Raw genomic sequence first — 15,911 nt, forward strand, 5'->3', positions numbered from 1 at the left:
TCGATTTGTGTCGGTGGCTTGCAGCGGTGACTTGCCGCGGTGACTTGTCTCGTCGCCCGCCGCGCTACTCGCCCGGCTGCCCCAGCGCGCGTGCCACCGCGGCGACCCGCGCCTGGTGCACGCGCTCGCGGATCAGTTCGACTTGTCCCGCGCAGTCCCGCGCGATGGCCCCGGCATCGACGCTGGCGGCGGCTTCGCGCGCGGCCAGCAGGCGGGCCGGCTGCGGATAGTCGCGCTGCTCGAAGCCGAGCCGGCCGCGCGCGTCGGCCTCGCAGGCCTGCAGCGCCTCGGCAAAGCGCTCGGGCTTGCGCAGCGCGTCGCAGCGCTCGAGCAGCCGCGTCACCGCGGCGGCGCCGAATTCGGTGGAACGATGGATATTGCCGTGCTCACGCGCGACCAGCACGGCGAGATCGCGGCAATCGGTCGGCACGCGCAGCCGCTTGCAGACCGCTTCGAGCAGCGCCACGCTGCGCTGCTCGTGGCCGATATGGCGCGGCAGCACGTCGACGGGCGTGGTGCCCTTGCCCAGGTCATGGACCAGCGCCGCGAAGCGCACCGTCAGCGGTGCCCGCATCGCGGCAGCGGTATCGATCACCATCATCACGTGGACGCCGGTATCGACCTCGGGGTGATACTCGGCCCGCTGCGGCACGCCCCACAGTCTGTCCAGCTCCGGCATCAGCCGCGCCAGCGCACCGCACTCGCGCAGCACCTCGAACATCCGCGACGGCCGCGCCTCCATCAGCCCGCGCGCCAACTCCTGCCAGACGCGCTCGGCCACCAGCGCGTCGACCTCGCCGCTGTCCACCATCGACCGCATCAGCGCCAGCGTCTCCGGCGCGACGGTGAATTCGGGCAGGCGCGCGGCAAAGCGCGCCAGGCGCAGGATGCGCACCGGGTCCTCGGCGAAGGCCGGCGACACGTGGCGGAATACCCGAGCGGCCAGATCGCGCTGGCCGCCGTGCGGGTCGATCACGGGGCCGACCAGGCTGCCCTGCTCGTCCACCGCCTGCGCCATCGCGTTGATGGTCAGGTCGCGCCGGATCAGGTCGTCCTCCAGCGTGACATCGGGCGAGCAATAGAAGGCGAAGCCCTTGTAGCCGGCGGCGGTCTTGCGCTCGGTGCGCGCCAGCGCGTATTCCTCGCGGGTGCGCGGATGCAGGAAGACCGGGAAGTCCTTGCCGACCGGCTTGAAGCCGGCCGCTTCCATCTGCGCCGGCGTCGCGCCGACGACCACGTAGTCGCGGTCCTGGCTGGGGGTGCCCAGCAACTGGTCGCGGATGGCGCCGCCGACGGCATAGATCTGCATGGAGCTGCTTCCTCGGTCCGACGCTTCAGTGCTGGATCACGATCGCGTCGTCGCGGTCCGGCGCGGCGCGATACGGCTCGTCCGGCGCGAGGAAATCGCGCTCCTCGCGGGCCGCCGCGATCCAGCGCTGCAGCGCCGGCAGTTCCAGCACCAGATCGGCATAGGCCTTGGCGTGCTCGGGCAGGTGGATGCCATAGGTCGCGAAGCGACAGACCACCGGCGCAAAGTAGGCATCGGCGATCGAGAACGCGCCGAACAGGAACGGGCCGCCGTTGCCGAAGCGCTCGCGCGCCTGCTGCCACAGCTGCACGATGCGGTCGATATCGCGCTGCACCGCGACGTTCCAGCCCATGCCGGGCAGCATCGCGCTCAGGTTCATCGGCAGCTGGCTGCGCAGATTGCCGAAGCCGGCGTGCATCTCGGCGCAGATCGAGCGCGCGAAGGCCCGCGCGGCCGGGTCCTGCGGCCACAGCTGCTTGTCGGGGAATCGCTCGGCCAGGTATTCGACGACCGCCAGCGAGTCCCAGACCACGATATCGCCGTCGATCAGCGCCGGCACCTTGTTGGCCGGCGCATAGCGGCCGATCTCCTCGGCGAAGCTCGGCGTGAACAGGCGCACTGGCACTTCCTCGAATGGAATGCCGGCGTGCGCCATCACCAGCCAGGGACGCAACGACCAGGAGGAATAGTTCTTGTTGCCGATGACGAGCTTCATTTGGGAGTCCTTGGAGAGGGAGAGAGCGAGGCGAGCGCGATCGGTGGCATGCGGGAAAGACCGGAAAGACAGGAAAGCGGTATGGCTGACCACTCTGCGCTTCAGGCCGAACATTGTAGCCAGCGGCTCGGGGCCGGGCCAAACGAATTGGGCTCGCAAGGAGTGTCAATCTGGGTCACATACGAGCGCATCGGGTCCGCTGCCCTCTCCCGCAAGGGGGGTGAGAAATCCTCTGTTGGTTTCTCTTCCTCTCGCGCAAGCGTTAGTGGGAACCGCCTGCCGGTTTTCTTCCTCTCCCGCAAGCGGCAGTGGGAGCCGCCTGCCGGTTTTCTCCCTCTCCAGCTTGCGGGAGAGGGCCGGGGAGAGGGCAGCTCCCACCCCACCTTCACCGCCGATGCACGCTCGAGCGCAGCGCCTCCAGCCGCGTCTCCCTGCCACCGGACAGCGCCTCGGTCATCACCGCCTCCAGGCTGGTCGGATGCACGCCGAGCTCCGGCGCCATCGGGCCACTCAGCACATTGTCCAGCCGCATCGAATCGAGGTTGTCGCGCGACATCACCGGGCCGCCCGGCATATGTTCGAGCACGGCCGCCTGCAGGCGTGCCAGCGCGTCGGGCAGCGGCAGTACCGGGCGCGGATGGCCGGAGGCCTCGCCGGCAAAGCGCACCAGTTCCTCCAGCGTATAGACCTGCGGGCCGCCGAGTTCGTAGCAGCGGCCGATCGTGGCCGGGGTCGCCATCGCATTGACCATCGCCTGCGCGACGTCCTGCACGAACACCGGCTGAAACCGCGCCTGCGCGCAGGCCAGCGGTACCACGGGCGCGAGCCGCTGCATGCTGGCGAACAGGTTGAGGAAATGATCGTCGGGGCCGAACACCACCGAGGGGCGGAAGATCGTCCAGTCCAGCCCGCTCTCGCGCACCGCGCGCTCGCCGTCGCCCTTGCTGCGCAGATACATCGACGGGCCCGCGCTGTCGGCGCCGAGCGCGCTCATATGCAGCAGCCGGCGAACGCCGGTGCGCCGCATCGATTCGATCAGGCGGCGTGGCAGTTCGACATGGGCGGCGGCAAACCCCGCCCCGTAAGGGTCGCCGCGCCCGCCGTGCAGCACGCCGACCAGATTGACGGCGATGCCCTCGATGCCGAGCGATCCGATCGCGCTGTCGAGCGCCGCCTCGTCGGCGACATCGAGCACCGCGATCTCGACCCGCGGCAGCGCCAGCAGATCGCGCGCATTGTCCTCGTTGCGCGTGGCCACCACGATCCGCTCGGGATCCATCGGCGGGATGACCACCGTCGCGTGTTCGAGCGGCGCGTTGCTGCGGTTTGCCACGCCCGACAGGCGCGCGACCAGATGACTGCCGATAAAGCCCGAACCGCCGATCACCAGCACATTGCTCGTCAGCATGATGTCCTCCGTGGCACGGTGGCCGCGGCACGGCTGCCGCGGCGGGTTTCGACCCAGCGTTCGATGCTGCGCGTTCGATGCTGCGTCAAGCAGCGGCGGACATCTCGCCCCGGGGCACCCCGTCGGCGCACCCGCGGGGCGCCGTCACGGCCCCGTCAGGGCAGGCTGGTGGTGGTGACCTGCGACGGCACCACCGTGCCCAGCCGCGCCTTCAGCGACTGCGGATGTCCGTGCATCAATGCAGCATAGTACGTGGCGTTGGAGAGCACATTCTTGACGTAGGTTCGCGTCTCCGTGAACGGAATGGTCTCGGCGAAGATCGCCCCCTCGACCGGCCGCGACAGGCTGGTGCGCCAGCTCTTGGGCCGGCCCGGGCCGGCGTTGTACGCGGCCGACGCCAGCGTCTGCGAGCTGTCCAGGTCGGTCAGCACCATGCTCATGTAGCTGGTGCCGAGCAGGATGTTGACGTTCGGATCGCTCATCATCGACGGCGTGAAGTCCGTCATGCCGATCTTGCGGGCCACGTACTTCGCGGTGGCCGGCATCACCTGCATCAGGCCGTGCGCGCCGGCGGACGAGCGCGCGTTCATGATGAAGCGCGACTCCTGCCGGATGATGCCGTAGGCCCACGCCATGTCGAGGCCCGCCTGGTCGGTCGCGCGCTGCATGATGTCGCGGAACGGCATCAGGAAGCGCAACGAGAAGTCATGCTGCGCCTGGGTGCGGTCGGCCGTGTTGACGGTGCGGTCCAGCAGCGAGATGCGGCGCGCGTACTCCGCCGCGGCCAGCAGCTCGCGGTCGCTCATGCCGCGCAGCTCCCAGTTCCATTCGCGGTTGCCCTCGAAGCGCAGGTCCATGTCGTAGAACGCCTTGGCGCGCTGGAAGCCGGGGCGCGTGCGCATCGCCATCGCCTCGGCATCGCTGACCTGGGTACGCGCCGGCAGCGTGATGCGCTGGCCCAGTTCCTCGCTGGCGAGCTGCCCGTAGAAATTGAAGCCGCTGGCGATCGACTGGTACTGCTGGCGGGCCTCGTCGTTGCGGCCCGCTTCGGCCAGCGCGCGGCCGAGCCAGTAGGTCCAGGCCGGATCCTTGGTGCGCAATTCGGGGCGCATCGATTCGATCGCCAGCCGCACCAGCTTCCAGTCGCCCTGGCGCAGCGCCGCGCGCACGCGCCACTCCTGCGTCTCGGTCGACAGCCACTGGTTGCCGCCCAGTTCGACCTGGCGGCGGAAGTAGCCGGCCGCATCGGGCAGCAGCTTCTTGGCGGCGAACTGGCCGACCACGCCCCAGCCCGCGCCCTGCTCGTCGCGCGACAGGCTGCCGGAGCTGGCGGTCAGGTAGGCGGCGGCCTGCGCCGGATCGCTGCGCGCCATCTTGACCACCATGGCCAGCGTATCGCCGTCGACGGGGGCGTCCGGCACGGTGGCGGCGATGCGTCCGGCCAGCGTGGTGTAGTTCTGCTCCAGCGCGGTGCGGGCCTGGAAGGCGACGTCCGCGCGCGTGATCTGGCGGCTCTGGTACAGATAGCCGATCAGGTCGACGCAGCCCTCGCCATAGTTCTTCGGCTCGGTCAGCAGCGCGCGCGCCTCGGCGGCGACGTTCTGCCCCTTCAGCGCGCGCGACAGCAACGCATAGCACTCGACCTGGGTATCGTCCTTCAGCACGAACTGCGGATACTGCGCGTCGAAGTTGGCCCAGTCGCGCCGCTTGCCGAGCACCAGCAGCCAGTCGTTGCGCATGCGGTCGGCGATCGCCTCGCCCTGGTAGCGCTGCAGGAAGGCGCGCACCTCGTCGTCGGGCGCGTCGATGCGCGCCAGGCCGCTGGCATCGAACAGCTGCGGCTTGATGCGGAAGTATTCGACGTAGGAGGGCACCGGGTAGTCGACCAGCGTGGCCGAGATCGCATAGGCGCGCGCCACGTCGTTCTTGCGGGCGGCTTCGCGCAGCGCCCGGAAGGCGTCGTCCGGATTGCCCGGGATCATCGTCGATGCGGCGCCCTGTCCGTTCGACGATACCGTGCGCTTCTGCGCGGCGGCCGGTGTTGCCAGCAGCGTCAAGCTCAAGGCGGTGGCGATCGCGGTCAATGCGAACTGTCCCGCACGCTGCCGATATACTCCGTTGCGCATCCTGTCTTTCCTTGTTGTGGCGGCCCGGCCGGCGCTGGATGTGGCTGCCGAACCGCTTGAAAACCAATAGTCCGCGGACATTATCACACGCACTTCTCACCGGCCGATCCGGGACTAACGCCCCGCTTCGGCACGTATTTCTCCCGCTCATGGCCAACGCACCGACCGGTCCGCTCGATCCCTCGCCCTCGTCCGCGCAACCGTCCTCGCCGTCCGGCGATCCCGCCGCTGATCCGGGGACCGAACGCCGGGCGCTGCGGGCTGCTCTGCTGGCGCGCCGCGCCAGCCTGCCGCAGCGGCAGCGGCTGGACGCGCGCATCGAGGCCGAGCTGGCCGCGCTGCTCGACTGGTTGCCGGTGCGTTGCTTGGGGTTCTACTGGCCGATCCAGCAGGAATTCGACGCGCGCGGCCTGGTGGCGCGCTGGCTCGCGGCCGCACCGGGGCGCGACGCCGCGCTGCCGGCCGTCAGCCGGCCCGGCGTGCCGCTGGACTTCCATCGCTGGACGCCCGACACACCGATGCGCGAGGGCCGCTACGGCATCCCGGTGCCCGACGGCACCGCCGCGGTGACGCCCGACGCGCTGCTGATTCCCTGTGTCGGTTTCAGTGCGCAGAAGTTCCGCCTCGGCTACGGCGGCGGCTTCTACGACCGCACGCTGGCGGCGCTGCCGGGCAAGCCGGTGGCGATCGGCATCGGCTACGAAGACTGCCGGATCGCGCTGGCGCCGGCCGCGCACGATATCCCGATGGACTGGATGGTGACCGAGGCCGGGCGGTTCTGACGCCTGCGTCATCCCCGCGCATGCGCGGACCCGGCGACTGCTGAAGACGCTGGGTTCCCGCCTTCGCGGGAACGACATGGCGGCAATCGGGACGTCGTCAGCAGTCGGCCGCCGCGTCGGGCGCGTCGGCCGTCCCTTCCGGCAGCATCAGCGAATCGACCAGCGCCCGCATCCGGCGCCAGTGCGACCCCTCCCAGAACACCCGCCGGCAGGCCTCGCAGGTGGAGAAGCGCTCGTGCCGCTCGAGCACCGCGGGCGGCACGCGGCCGGCCACTTCGTCGCTCGAGGCGGCGCGCAGCGGCACATTGCAGCTCAGGCACAGCGAGAACGGCCGCGCCTGCCGGCGCAGGTCCAGCCTGCCGAAGATCTCGCGCAACTGCGCCTGGGGCTTGAGCGCGCGCACATAGCAGCCATGCGTGATGCTGCTGCGCTTGAGCAGCTCGCGGTCGCGCGTCAGCACGATGCGGCCCTCGCGCGCCGCGATCGCCTCGATCTCGCGATCGTCGAAGTGGTTGTCGTAGAGGGTGTCGTAGCCGGTCAGGCGCAGCAGCGCCGCGAGCCCGCCGAGGTGGGCGTCGGCGACGAAACGGGTGACCCGCAGCGGCGCCGGCCGTACCCGCAGCAGCGGCGTGACGTCCAGCGCCTCGAAGGTGGGGTAGACCGAGACACGGTCGCCGTCGGCCAGCACGCGGTCGAAGCCGCACGACTGTCCGTTCACCAGGATGAGTTCGACCTCGGTGTGCGGCACCCCGAGCGCCTCGATCATGTGCTTGACCGTGGCCGCGCGGGCGCACGGACAGGACCAGTCCCGTCCGCGCATCGCCGGGGGGAGGAAATCGTTCAGCTCCTCGTAGAAGCGGAACGTGGCGGTAACCATGCGGCACAGTATGCCATCGGCACCGGGCACCGCATCGCCACCATTGCGGCGGGCCGCCTTGCAGCCCTGCAGCCTTACCGCCTTACAGCTTCAGCCGCTGCCAGATCGCCTTGGTCGCGCCGGCCGCGTTCAGCGTGTAGAAATGCAGGCCCGGCACGCCGCCGGCCAGCAGCCGCTCGCACAGCGCGGTGACCACGTCCAGGCCGAAGGCGCGGATCGCCTCGCGGTCGTCGCCAAAGCTCTCCAGACGCTTGGCGACCCAGCGGGGCACCTCGGCGCCGCACATCTCCGAGAAGCGCATCAGCTGCGAGTAGTTGGTGATCGGCATGATGCCCGGCACGATCGGCACGTCCACGCCGAGCGCGCGCACGTCGTCGACGAAGCGGAAGTACGCGTCGGCGTTGAAGAAGTACTGCGTGATCGCCGAGTCGGCGCCGGCCTTGACCTTGCGCACGAAGTTCTCGAGGTCGTGCCGCGGCGAGCGTGCCTGCGGGTGATACTCGGGATAGGCGGCCACCTCGATCTGGAACCAGTCGCCGGTCTCGGCGCGGATGAACTCCACCAGCTCGTTGGCGTAGCGGAATTCGCCGATCTCCCCCATGCCCGACGGCATGTCGCCGCGCAGCGCGACGATATGGCGGATGCCGTTGTCGCGGTAGGTGCGCAGGATCTCGCGGATACCCTCGCGCGTCGAGCCGACGCAGGACAGGTGCGGGGCGGCGTCGATGCCGTCGCGCTGGATTTCCAGCACGGCGTCGAGCGAGCCCTGCTGCGTGGTGCCGCCGGCGCCGAACGTCACCGAGATGTATTTGGGCCCGAGCGGGGCCAGCTGTGCGCGGGTATTGCGCAGCTTTTCCCGGCCCTCGGGCGTCTTGGGCGGGAAAAACTCGAAGCTGTAGTAGCGGTCTTGCATGATGGGTGGCGCCGCCGCCGAGGCGGCGCGGGGAAGGGAGCGCCCGGCGTCAGGCTGCTTCGCGGTCGCGCAGCAGCAGGCCGGCCAGCAGGGTCGAAATCACGCTGTACAGCAGCGAACCGAGCAGCGCGGTCCAGAAGCCCGACACGGTGAAGCCCGACAGCAGATTGCCGACGAACAGGAACAGCAGCGCGTTGATCACGAAGATGAACAGGCCCAGCGTCAGCAGCGTGACCGGCAGGGTCAGCAGCACCAGGATTGGCCGGATCAGCGTATTGATGATGGCCAGCACCGCCGCCGCGATCATCGCCGAGCCAAAGCCCCGCACTTCGATGCCGTCGACCACCGCGCTGATCGCGAACAGCGTCAGCGCGTTGATGATCCATACCGCCAGCAATCTCATGGCAACTCCTTGTCGGTGGAAAAAGGCAAAGCGAAAACGCGCCGATTGCCTTTGGCGTACTCCCTCTCCCGCTTGCGGGAGAGGGTTGGGGAGAGGGCAAGGGCATTCGCAGTGGCTTGCGACGGCGGCATGACCACCGCTCGTTCCCTCTCCCCCAACCCCTCTCCCGCAAGCGGGAGAGGGGAGCACCATCCGGGCAATGGTTCTGCAATCAATACCGGTAGTGATCCGCCTTGTACGGGCCTTCCTTCGACACGCCGATATACGCGGCCTGCTGGTCGGTCAGCTCGGTCAGCTGCGCGTTGAGCTTCTTGAGCTGCAGGCGCGCGACCTTCTCGTCCAGGTGCTTGGGCAGCGTGTAGACGCCGACCGGGTACTTGCCGCTATCGCGCTGCTGCCACAGCTCGATCTGCGCCAGCGTCTGGTTGGCGAACGAGCTGCTCATCACGTACGACGGGTGGCCGGTCGCGCAGCCGAGGTTCACCAGGCGGCCCTTGGCCAGGATGATCAGCTTCTTGCCGTCGGGGAAGATCACGTGGTCCACCTGCGGCTTGATCTCGTCCCACTGGTACTTCTCCAGCGAGGCGATATCGATCTCGTTGTCGAAGTGGCCGATGTTGCAGACGATCGCCTGGTCCTTCATCTTCGCCATGTGGTCGTGCGTGATCACATGGTAATTGCCGGTGCAGGTCACGAAGATGTCCGCCTTGTCGGCCGCATATTCCATCGTCACCACGCGATAGCCTTCCATCGCCGCCTGCAGCGCGCAGATCGGGTCGACCTCGGTGACCCACACCTGCGCCGACAGCGCGCGCAGCGCCTGCGCGCTGCCCTTGCCCACATCGCCGTAGCCGCACACCACCGCGACCTTGCCGGCGATCATCACGTCGGTGGCGCGCTTGATGCCGTCGACCAGCGATTCGCGGCAGCCGTACAGGTTGTCGAACTTGCTCTTGGTGACCGAGTCGTTGACGTTGATCGCCGGGAAGCGCAGTTCGCCCTTCTGCGCCATCTGGTACAGGCGGTGCACGCCGGTGGTGGTTTCTTCGGTGACGCCGCGGATCGCTTCGAGGTTGCGGCTGTACCAGCCCGGATCCTTGGCCAGCTTTTCCTTGATCGCGGCGAACAGGAAGGTCTCTTCCTCGCTGCCGGGGTTGGCGATCACCGTCGGATCGCGCTCGGCGCGCGCGCCCAGGTGCAGCAGCAGCGTGGCATCGCCGCCGTCGTCCAGGATCATGTTCGGCGTGCCGCCGTCGGCCCAGTCGAAGATGCGATGGGTAAAGTCCCAGTATTCCTTCAGCGACTCGCCCTTGAAGGCGAACACCGGCGTGCCCGAGGCGGCGATCGCGGCGGCGGCGTGGTCCTGGGTCGAGAAGATGTTGCACGAGGCCCAGCGCACGTCGGCGCCGAGCGCCTTCAGCGTCTCGATCAGCACCGCGGTCTGGATCGTCATGTGCAGGGAGCCGGCGATGCGGGCACCCTTGAGCGGTTGGCTGGCGGCGAATTCCTCGCGGATCGCCATCAGGCCCGGCATTTCGGTTTCCGCGATGGCGATTTCCTTGCGGCCCCAGCCGGCCAGGCCGATGTCGGCCACCACGAAATCGTTCTTGAGATCGGTCACAGCGTTCATGTTTCACTCCGTCGAAGAGTGGGACGCCGGTGACGGGAGGGGGGACGGGATCCGGGACGGCTGCGTGCCCAGGGATGGGTGCAGCGTGCGGATAGGTCGACTCGCCACCGTGCGGACCACGGTTCAGCGAGCGCCGTTGAAGACATTCCGAGCCTGGCGGATGGCAGAATGCGGGGTTGGGCCCGCGCGCCGTCCGTTGCAACGCTCCTCGGAGTGGCGGTATTGTACCTGCCCTGCGCGGCGACGGTGTGCCGCTCTCCGAATTCTTTTCTGCCAGGTCCGGACTGGGCCGGCGCTCCTCCGCCGGCCGTCCCGGGCCTCGCCTTTCGACTCGTTATGACCGCCTTTCCCCCGCGTACCCTGACCATCGCCGGTTCCGACTCCGGCGGCGGCGCCGGCATCCAGGCCGACCTGAAGACCTTCGCCGCGCTTGGCTGCTACGGCATGAGCGCGATCACCGCGATCACCGCGCAGAACACGCTCGGCGTGACCGGCGTGCATGCGATCCCTGCCGAGATGGTGACGGCGCAGATCGATGCGGTGGCCGGCGATATCGGCATCGACGCCGCCAAGACCGGCATGCTCGGTACGGCGGCGATCGTCGAGGCGGTGGCCGCCGCGGTGGACCGCCACGGCGTGCGCAAGCTGGTGGTCGATCCGGTGATGGTGGCCACGTCCGGCGCGACGCTGTCGGACGACGCCACCGCGCAGGCGATGGTGCGGCTGCTGTTCCCGCGCGCGCTGCTGGTCACGCCGAATCTGCCGGAAGCGTCCTATCTGCTGGGCCGGCCGGTCACGCGCCGCGCCGACATGGAGCGCGCCGCGCGGGAACTGATCGAACTGGGCTGCCAGGCGGTGCTGCTCAAGGGCGGGCATCTGGCCGAAGCCGGCCAGGACAGCCTGGACGACCTGCTGATGAGCGCCGACGGCAGCGTGCGCGTGTTCAGCCATCCGCGCATCGATACCCGCAACCTGCACGGCACCGGCTGCACGCTGGCCGCCGCAATCGCCTCGCAACTGGCGCGCGGCGACGCGCTGGAGCAGGCGGTCGGCACCGCGCTGGACTTTGTCGCCAAGGCCATCGCGGCGGGCGCGGACCTGCGACTCGGGGCCGGCAACGGCCCGCTGAACCACGGCTTCGCGCCGCGGGTGTTGGGGTGATGGCGGTTTTGCGGACGCTGGATTGCCCTCTCCCCCGGCCCCTCTCCCGCAAGCGGGCGAGGGGAGCAAACCGGCGATAACGTCAGCAAGGCCGACGCCCTCTCGAAAACCTCATCCCTTCTCCCGCGGGCGGTCGGAGGGAGATCACCGACGATAGCGTCAGCAAGGTCGACGCCCTCACGGAAACCTCACTCCCCTCTCCGGCTTGCGCGAGAGGGGTGGGGGAGAGGGCAAAGGGCGCCCGGCCAGCCAATGCGGCCGACCTCTGCCCTCAATTCCCCCCGGCCGCCAACGGCACCAGCTTGAACGCCGCCCGCGCCACGCACACGACGTTGCCGGCGGCATCCTTGACCTCGCCGTCGCAGAACGCGATGCGCGCGCCGCGCCGCATGCAGCGGGCTTCGAAGGTCAACTCGCCGCGCGCGGCGGCCAGGAAGTGGGTCGACATGTCGATCGTGATCACGCCGGTCTCCAGCGGCGCATGCGAGCGCGCGGCGCCGCTCAGCGTGAAGTCCAGCACCGCCATCAGCGTGCCGCCATGCACGTCGCCACGGCTGTTGACCAGGGCCGGATGCGCGGGCAGCCGCGTCTGGCACAGCCCCTCCTCGATATGGACCGGCTGCAGGCCCAGATGCCGCATCAGCGGGACGTCAATGCCGAAATAGGGCTTCTCGGCCGTGCCCGGCGCGGCCGGAACGATCTCAGGGACGATCTGCGGGACGATTTGCGTACTGCTTTCCAAAACCACTTCCTTACTCGAGTTCGATCACGACCTGGCCCTCGGCGACCGCATCGCCGGGTTGCACCAGGATGGCCTTGACGACGCCGGCCTGCTCGGACTCGAGCGGGATTTCCATCTTCATCGACTCGATGGTCATCACGGCATCGCCGGCCGCAATGGTAGCGCCAACTTGCACGTCGACGGCGCAGACATGGCCGGCGACGGCCGCTTCGATTTGCTTCATGGGGGACTCCGGGATCAGGATGTCAGGTGGATGCGGCCGCCTGCGCCGCGGCGGCGGACTTCGCACCGCCTGCCAGCACGCGCTGCGCGAGGCCGGTATCGATGCGGCCGGCGACGAAATCGTCGTCGTCCAGCACCCGCTGGATAAAGGGGAGATTGGTCTTGACGCCCTCGATGGCGAAGGCGTCCAGCGCCGCGCGCAGCCGCGCGATCGCCTGGGCGCGATCGGCGCCGGTGGCGATCACCTTGGCGAGCATCGGGTCGTAGTAGGAGGTGACACGGCCGCCCTGCGCATAGCCGGTCTCCACCCGCACGCCCTCGCCCGCCGGCGGCCGATACACGGTCAGCGGACCGGGCGACGGCAGGAACCGCACCGGATCCTCGGCATAGACGCGCGCCTCGATCGCATGGCCGCGCGAGCGAACCGGCGTCGGCAGCACCGCCTCGATCGGCTCGCCGCGGGCCAGCCGCAGCTGCGCCGCGACGATATCGATGCCGGTGACCTGCTCGGTGACCGCGTGCTCGACCTGCAGGCGCGTATTGAGCTCGAGAAAGACGAAGCCGGTCGCCGGCGTGTACAGCATCTCGACGGTGCCGATCACGTCGTAGCCCAGCGCCGCCAGCAGCGTCGCCAGGCGCCTGGCCATCGCGTCGATCTCGTCGGCCGGCACGTTCGGCGCGCGCGCCTCCTCGATGACCTTCTGATGGCGCCGCTGCACCGAGCAATCGCGCTCGCCCAGCACCCGCACGCCGCCGTAGCGGTCGGCCAGCACCTGGAATTCGATATGGCGCGGCCGCTCGATCAGCTTTTCCAGATACAGCTCGGCCTGGCCGAAGCTGCGCTGCGCGACCGAGCGGGCGCGCTGCCACGCCGCGGCCAGCTCGCTGTCGTCGTGGGCCGGCAGCATGCCGATGCCACCGCCGCCGCCGGCCGGCTTGATCAGCACCGGATAGCCGATGCGCGCCGCCGCCCTGGCGACGACCTCCGGATCGTCGGGCAGCACGGCGCTGCTGGGCGTCATCGGCATGCCATGGGTCGCCATCAGCGCGCGCGCCTCGGTCTTGTGGCCGAGCCTGCGGATCCAGCGCGACGACGGGCCGATGAAACACAGTCCCGCCGCCTCGACGCGCTCGGCAAAGCCGGCGTTCTCCGACAGGAAGCCGTAGCCCGGATGGACGCCGTCGGCCGCATGCTCGCGCGCGATCTGCAGCAGCGCGTCCTGGTTCAGATAGCTCTGCAGCGGCGCGGCCTCGCCCAGCCGCACGCGCACCGTAGCCTGCTGCAGATAGGGCAATTCGGCATCGGCGTCGGAATAGACCGCGATCGACTCGATGCCCTGCGCGTTCAGCGCGCGCAGGATACGGGCGGCCACCGCGCCGCGGTTGGCGACCAGCACGCGGCGCAACGGACGGACCTGCAATTTTGGCGTCATCGATCGGTCTCCTCGCTGGCGACGTTGCGGACCACCACGGCATCCACGATGACCGGGGCGGCGTCGCCACGCGGCACGATCACCGGATTGGCATCGACCGACGCGCAAGCGCGTCCGGCGTCGCTGCCGGCGAACCAGTCGCCCAGCGCCACCAGCATTGCCGCGAGCCGATCGACATCGACTGCGGGCATGCCGCGCACCGCGCCAAACGCGCGGGCAACATGCAGGCGGTCGATGGCCTCGCGCGCCTGCGCGGCCGAGAACGGCGCGGGCAGGAACTGCACGTCGTCCAGCGCCTCGACCAGCACGCCGCCCTGCCCGATCATCACCACCGGCCCGTAGACCGGATCGCGATGCGCGCCGACCGCGAGTTCGAACGCTCCCTTGTGCTGGCGCGCGATCAGCACGCCGCCATGCTCGACGCCCTGCTCGGCGGCCAGCGCGGCGAGCCTCGCATCGAGCTCGTCGAAGGCGGCCAGCGCGCGCGCTTCGCTGTCCAGGCCCAGGCGCACCAGCCCGTACTCGGACTTGTGCGTGATCGACGCCGACACGCCCTTGGCGACCACCGGCAAACCCAGCTCGGCCACGGCGTGCCGAACCTGCTCGCGGTCGCGGCACAGCCGATGGGCGACCGCCGGCAGGCCGGCCGCGGCCAGTTGCGCCAGGCTTTGCACTTCATCGAGCGTGGTGGTTGACGATGCGGTGGGCTGGCTCGCTGAACCGGACACCGCCGGTGCCGCCGGCGGTGCCGCCAGCGCCGCCGCCAGCGCCGCGGCACGCCCCCGCACATAGCGCGACAGCAGCCCCAGCGCGCGCATCGCCGCGCGCTCGCTGTCGAACACCGGCACGCCATGCCGGCGGAAGGCCTGCGCCACCCATTGCTGATTGGCGCTGACCACGACCGGCACGCCGCTGGCCGAGGCGAAGCGGCCGGTCTGCTGGGAGAAGTCGTCGAAATCGTAGCCCTCGCCGCCGATCGGAAAGCCGACGTGGATCATGTCGGCGGCGCCGCGCTCGGCCACAGCGTCGAGCGTGCGGCCGAAGATCTGCGGCTGGCCCAGCAGCGCGGTCGTCATGTCGATCGGATTGCGCGCGCTGACGTAGCCGGGTAGCACGGCGCGCAGCGCCTCGGTGCCGGCGGCGTCGAACTCGACCAGGCGCAGGCCCTCGTCCTCGGCGGCATCGGCCGCGAGCACGCAGGTCGCACCCGAATTGCTGATCGCCACCACGCCGTCGCCGCGCGGCCGCTGGCCGCCGGCGAAGACCTGGCAGTACTCGGCCAGCTCGCGAAAGTCCGCCACGCGGACGATGCCATGCCGGCGCAGGAAGGCATCGGCGAGCGCGTCCTCGCCCGCCAGCGCGCCGGTGTGCGAGCTCGCCGTCAGCTGGCCGGCGCGCGTGCGGCCGGCCTTGACGGCCAGAATCGGCACATCGCGCTCGTGCGCCAGCCGCGCGGCCTGCGCCAGCACCTGCGGGTCGCGCAGCGACTCGATATAGAGCAGCACCACGCGCACCTGCTCGTCGTGCAGCACCGCGCGCACGACTTCGGCGGCGCTGACGTCGGCCTCGTTGCCGGTGGCGACCATATAGCGCACGCCGATGCCGTTGCGGCGCAGTCCGCCATAGACAATGGCCGAGCCGGCGCCGCTCTGGCTGACGATGGCGACGGGCCCGTCCTGGCCCGCCTCCTCATTGATCATCGTCGAGAAGTGCGCGATCGCGCCGCTGGCGAAATTCGCCAGGCCCTGCGTGTTCGGGCCGAACAGCCGCAGGCCGCCGGCACGCGCACGCTCGACCAGCCGCCGCTGCTGCGCCGCGCCATCCTCGCCCAGTTCGGCAAAGCCCGAAGAATAGATCACCGCGCCGCGCGCGCCGATCGCCAGGCACTGGTCGATGGCCGACTCGACTTCCGAACCGGGCACGCTGATGACGACGAGATCCGGCGCGGCCGGCAGCGCGTCCAGCGACGGATAGGCGGTCACCCCCTGGATCGTCGCCCGATTCGGATTGACCGGATAGATCGCGCCGGCAAAGCCGTGCCGCCGCATGTAGTCGATCGGCCGGCCGCCGGCCTTGATCGTGCTGTCGGAGGCGCCGAGCACGGCGACCGAGCGCGGCGACAGCAGCGACAGCAGCGCGCGGCCGTCGTCCGCCGACGCGATCGGATTGGCATGGAGATCGGTCATCGCG

General features: G+C 69.7%; 14 protein-coding genes and 1 riboswitch. Of the genes, 2 read left to right on the forward strand and 12 right to left on the reverse strand.

What is annotated here, in order from left to right; all coding sequences use genetic code 11:
* Positions 1–64: 64 nt before the first annotated feature.
* The 4 genes from LRR16_RS12515 to LRR16_RS12530 all read right to left on the reverse strand — a co-directional run bounded on the left by LRR16_RS12515 (position 65) and on the right by LRR16_RS12530 (position 5,558).
* Positions 65–1,309 carry a multifunctional CCA addition/repair protein gene (locus LRR16_RS12515; protein ID WP_232206136.1) on the reverse strand — a complete coding sequence of 415 codons (1,245 nt, stop codon included), beginning with the start codon at positions 1,307–1,309 and terminating at the stop codon, positions 65–67.
* 25 nt (positions 1,310–1,334) lie between these two features.
* On the reverse strand, positions 1,335–2,024 hold the full coding sequence (locus LRR16_RS12520) for a glutathione S-transferase family protein (RefSeq protein WP_232206137.1): 690 nt from the start codon (positions 2,022–2,024) through the stop codon (positions 1,335–1,337).
* Positions 2,025–2,409: 385 nt separating this feature from the next.
* Positions 2,410–3,432 (reverse strand): complex I NDUFA9 subunit family protein, encoded by a 1,023-nt coding sequence (locus LRR16_RS12525; RefSeq protein ID WP_232206138.1) that lies wholly within the window; start codon positions 3,430–3,432, stop codon positions 2,410–2,412.
* Between the two features lie 155 nt (positions 3,433–3,587).
* Complete coding sequence (locus LRR16_RS12530; protein WP_232206139.1) at positions 3,588–5,558, reverse strand: lytic transglycosylase domain-containing protein; 1,971 nt, start codon at positions 5,556–5,558, stop codon at positions 3,588–3,590.
* A gap of 149 nt (positions 5,559–5,707) precedes the next feature.
* Here LRR16_RS12530 and LRR16_RS12535 point away from each other — a divergent pair, with 149 nt between their 5' ends.
* Complete coding sequence (locus LRR16_RS12535) at positions 5,708–6,340, forward strand: 5-formyltetrahydrofolate cyclo-ligase (RefSeq protein WP_232206140.1); 633 nt, start codon at positions 5,708–5,710, stop codon at positions 6,338–6,340.
* Between the two features lie 97 nt (positions 6,341–6,437).
* Here LRR16_RS12535 and LRR16_RS12540 read toward each other — a convergent pair whose 3' ends face one another.
* The 4 genes from LRR16_RS12540 to ahcY form a co-directional block, all read right to left on the reverse strand.
* Positions 6,438–7,217, reverse strand: coding sequence for a Mut7-C RNAse domain-containing protein (locus LRR16_RS12540; protein ID WP_006580074.1), 780 nt, complete (start codon positions 7,215–7,217; stop codon positions 6,438–6,440).
* Between the two features lie 82 nt (positions 7,218–7,299).
* Positions 7,300–8,130, reverse strand: a complete 831-nt coding sequence (gene metF / locus LRR16_RS12545; protein WP_232206141.1) for a methylenetetrahydrofolate reductase [NAD(P)H] — start codon at positions 8,128–8,130, stop codon at positions 7,300–7,302.
* Between the two features lie 49 nt (positions 8,131–8,179).
* Positions 8,180–8,533 carry a phage holin family protein gene (locus LRR16_RS12550; protein ID WP_006580075.1) on the reverse strand — a complete coding sequence of 118 codons (354 nt, stop codon included), beginning with the start codon at positions 8,531–8,533 and terminating at the stop codon, positions 8,180–8,182.
* A 211-nt stretch (positions 8,534–8,744) separates the two neighbouring features.
* Positions 8,745–10,163 (reverse strand): adenosylhomocysteinase, encoded by a 1,419-nt coding sequence (gene ahcY, locus LRR16_RS12555; protein ID WP_232206142.1) that lies wholly within the window; start codon positions 10,161–10,163, stop codon positions 8,745–8,747.
* A gap of 121 nt (positions 10,164–10,284) precedes the next feature.
* Positions 10,285–10,379: riboswitch (S-adenosyl-L-homocysteine riboswitch) on the reverse strand.
* A gap of 120 nt (positions 10,380–10,499) precedes the next feature.
* Here ahcY and thiD point away from each other — a divergent pair.
* The gene (gene thiD, locus LRR16_RS12560; protein ID WP_232206143.1) at positions 10,500–11,324 is read left to right on the forward strand and encodes a bifunctional hydroxymethylpyrimidine kinase/phosphomethylpyrimidine kinase; all 825 of its coding nucleotides are present in this window, start codon (positions 10,500–10,502) and stop codon (positions 11,322–11,324) included.
* Between the two features lie 271 nt (positions 11,325–11,595).
* Here thiD and LRR16_RS12565 read toward each other — a convergent pair whose 3' ends face one another.
* Genes LRR16_RS12565 through LRR16_RS12580 form a run of 4 tightly spaced genes read right to left on the reverse strand, consistent with a single transcriptional unit; the run spans position 11,596 to position 15,907 of the window.
* Positions 11,596–12,048, reverse strand: a complete 453-nt coding sequence (locus tag LRR16_RS12565) for a PaaI family thioesterase (protein WP_232206208.1) — start codon at positions 12,046–12,048, stop codon at positions 11,596–11,598.
* 28 nt (positions 12,049–12,076) lie between these two features.
* Complete coding sequence (locus LRR16_RS12570) at positions 12,077–12,289, reverse strand: acetyl-CoA carboxylase biotin carboxyl carrier protein subunit (RefSeq protein ID WP_006580124.1); 213 nt, start codon at positions 12,287–12,289, stop codon at positions 12,077–12,079.
* Between the two features lie 22 nt (positions 12,290–12,311).
* Positions 12,312–13,721, reverse strand: coding sequence for an acetyl/propionyl/methylcrotonyl-CoA carboxylase subunit alpha (locus tag LRR16_RS12575; RefSeq protein WP_232206144.1), 1,410 nt, complete (start codon positions 13,719–13,721; stop codon positions 12,312–12,314).
* Entirely contained in the window at positions 13,718–15,907 is a 2,190-nt protein-coding gene (locus tag LRR16_RS12580) for an acetate--CoA ligase family protein (protein ID WP_232206145.1), read from the reverse strand. Before LRR16_RS12580 ends, LRR16_RS12575 begins: the two co-directional genes overlap by 4 nt.
* Between the last annotated feature and the right edge of the window lie 4 nt (positions 15,908–15,911).

Origin of the sequence: Cupriavidus sp. UGS-1, assembly GCF_021213615.1 — a bacterium.
Lineage (GTDB): Bacteria > Pseudomonadota > Gammaproteobacteria > Burkholderiales > Burkholderiaceae > Cupriavidus.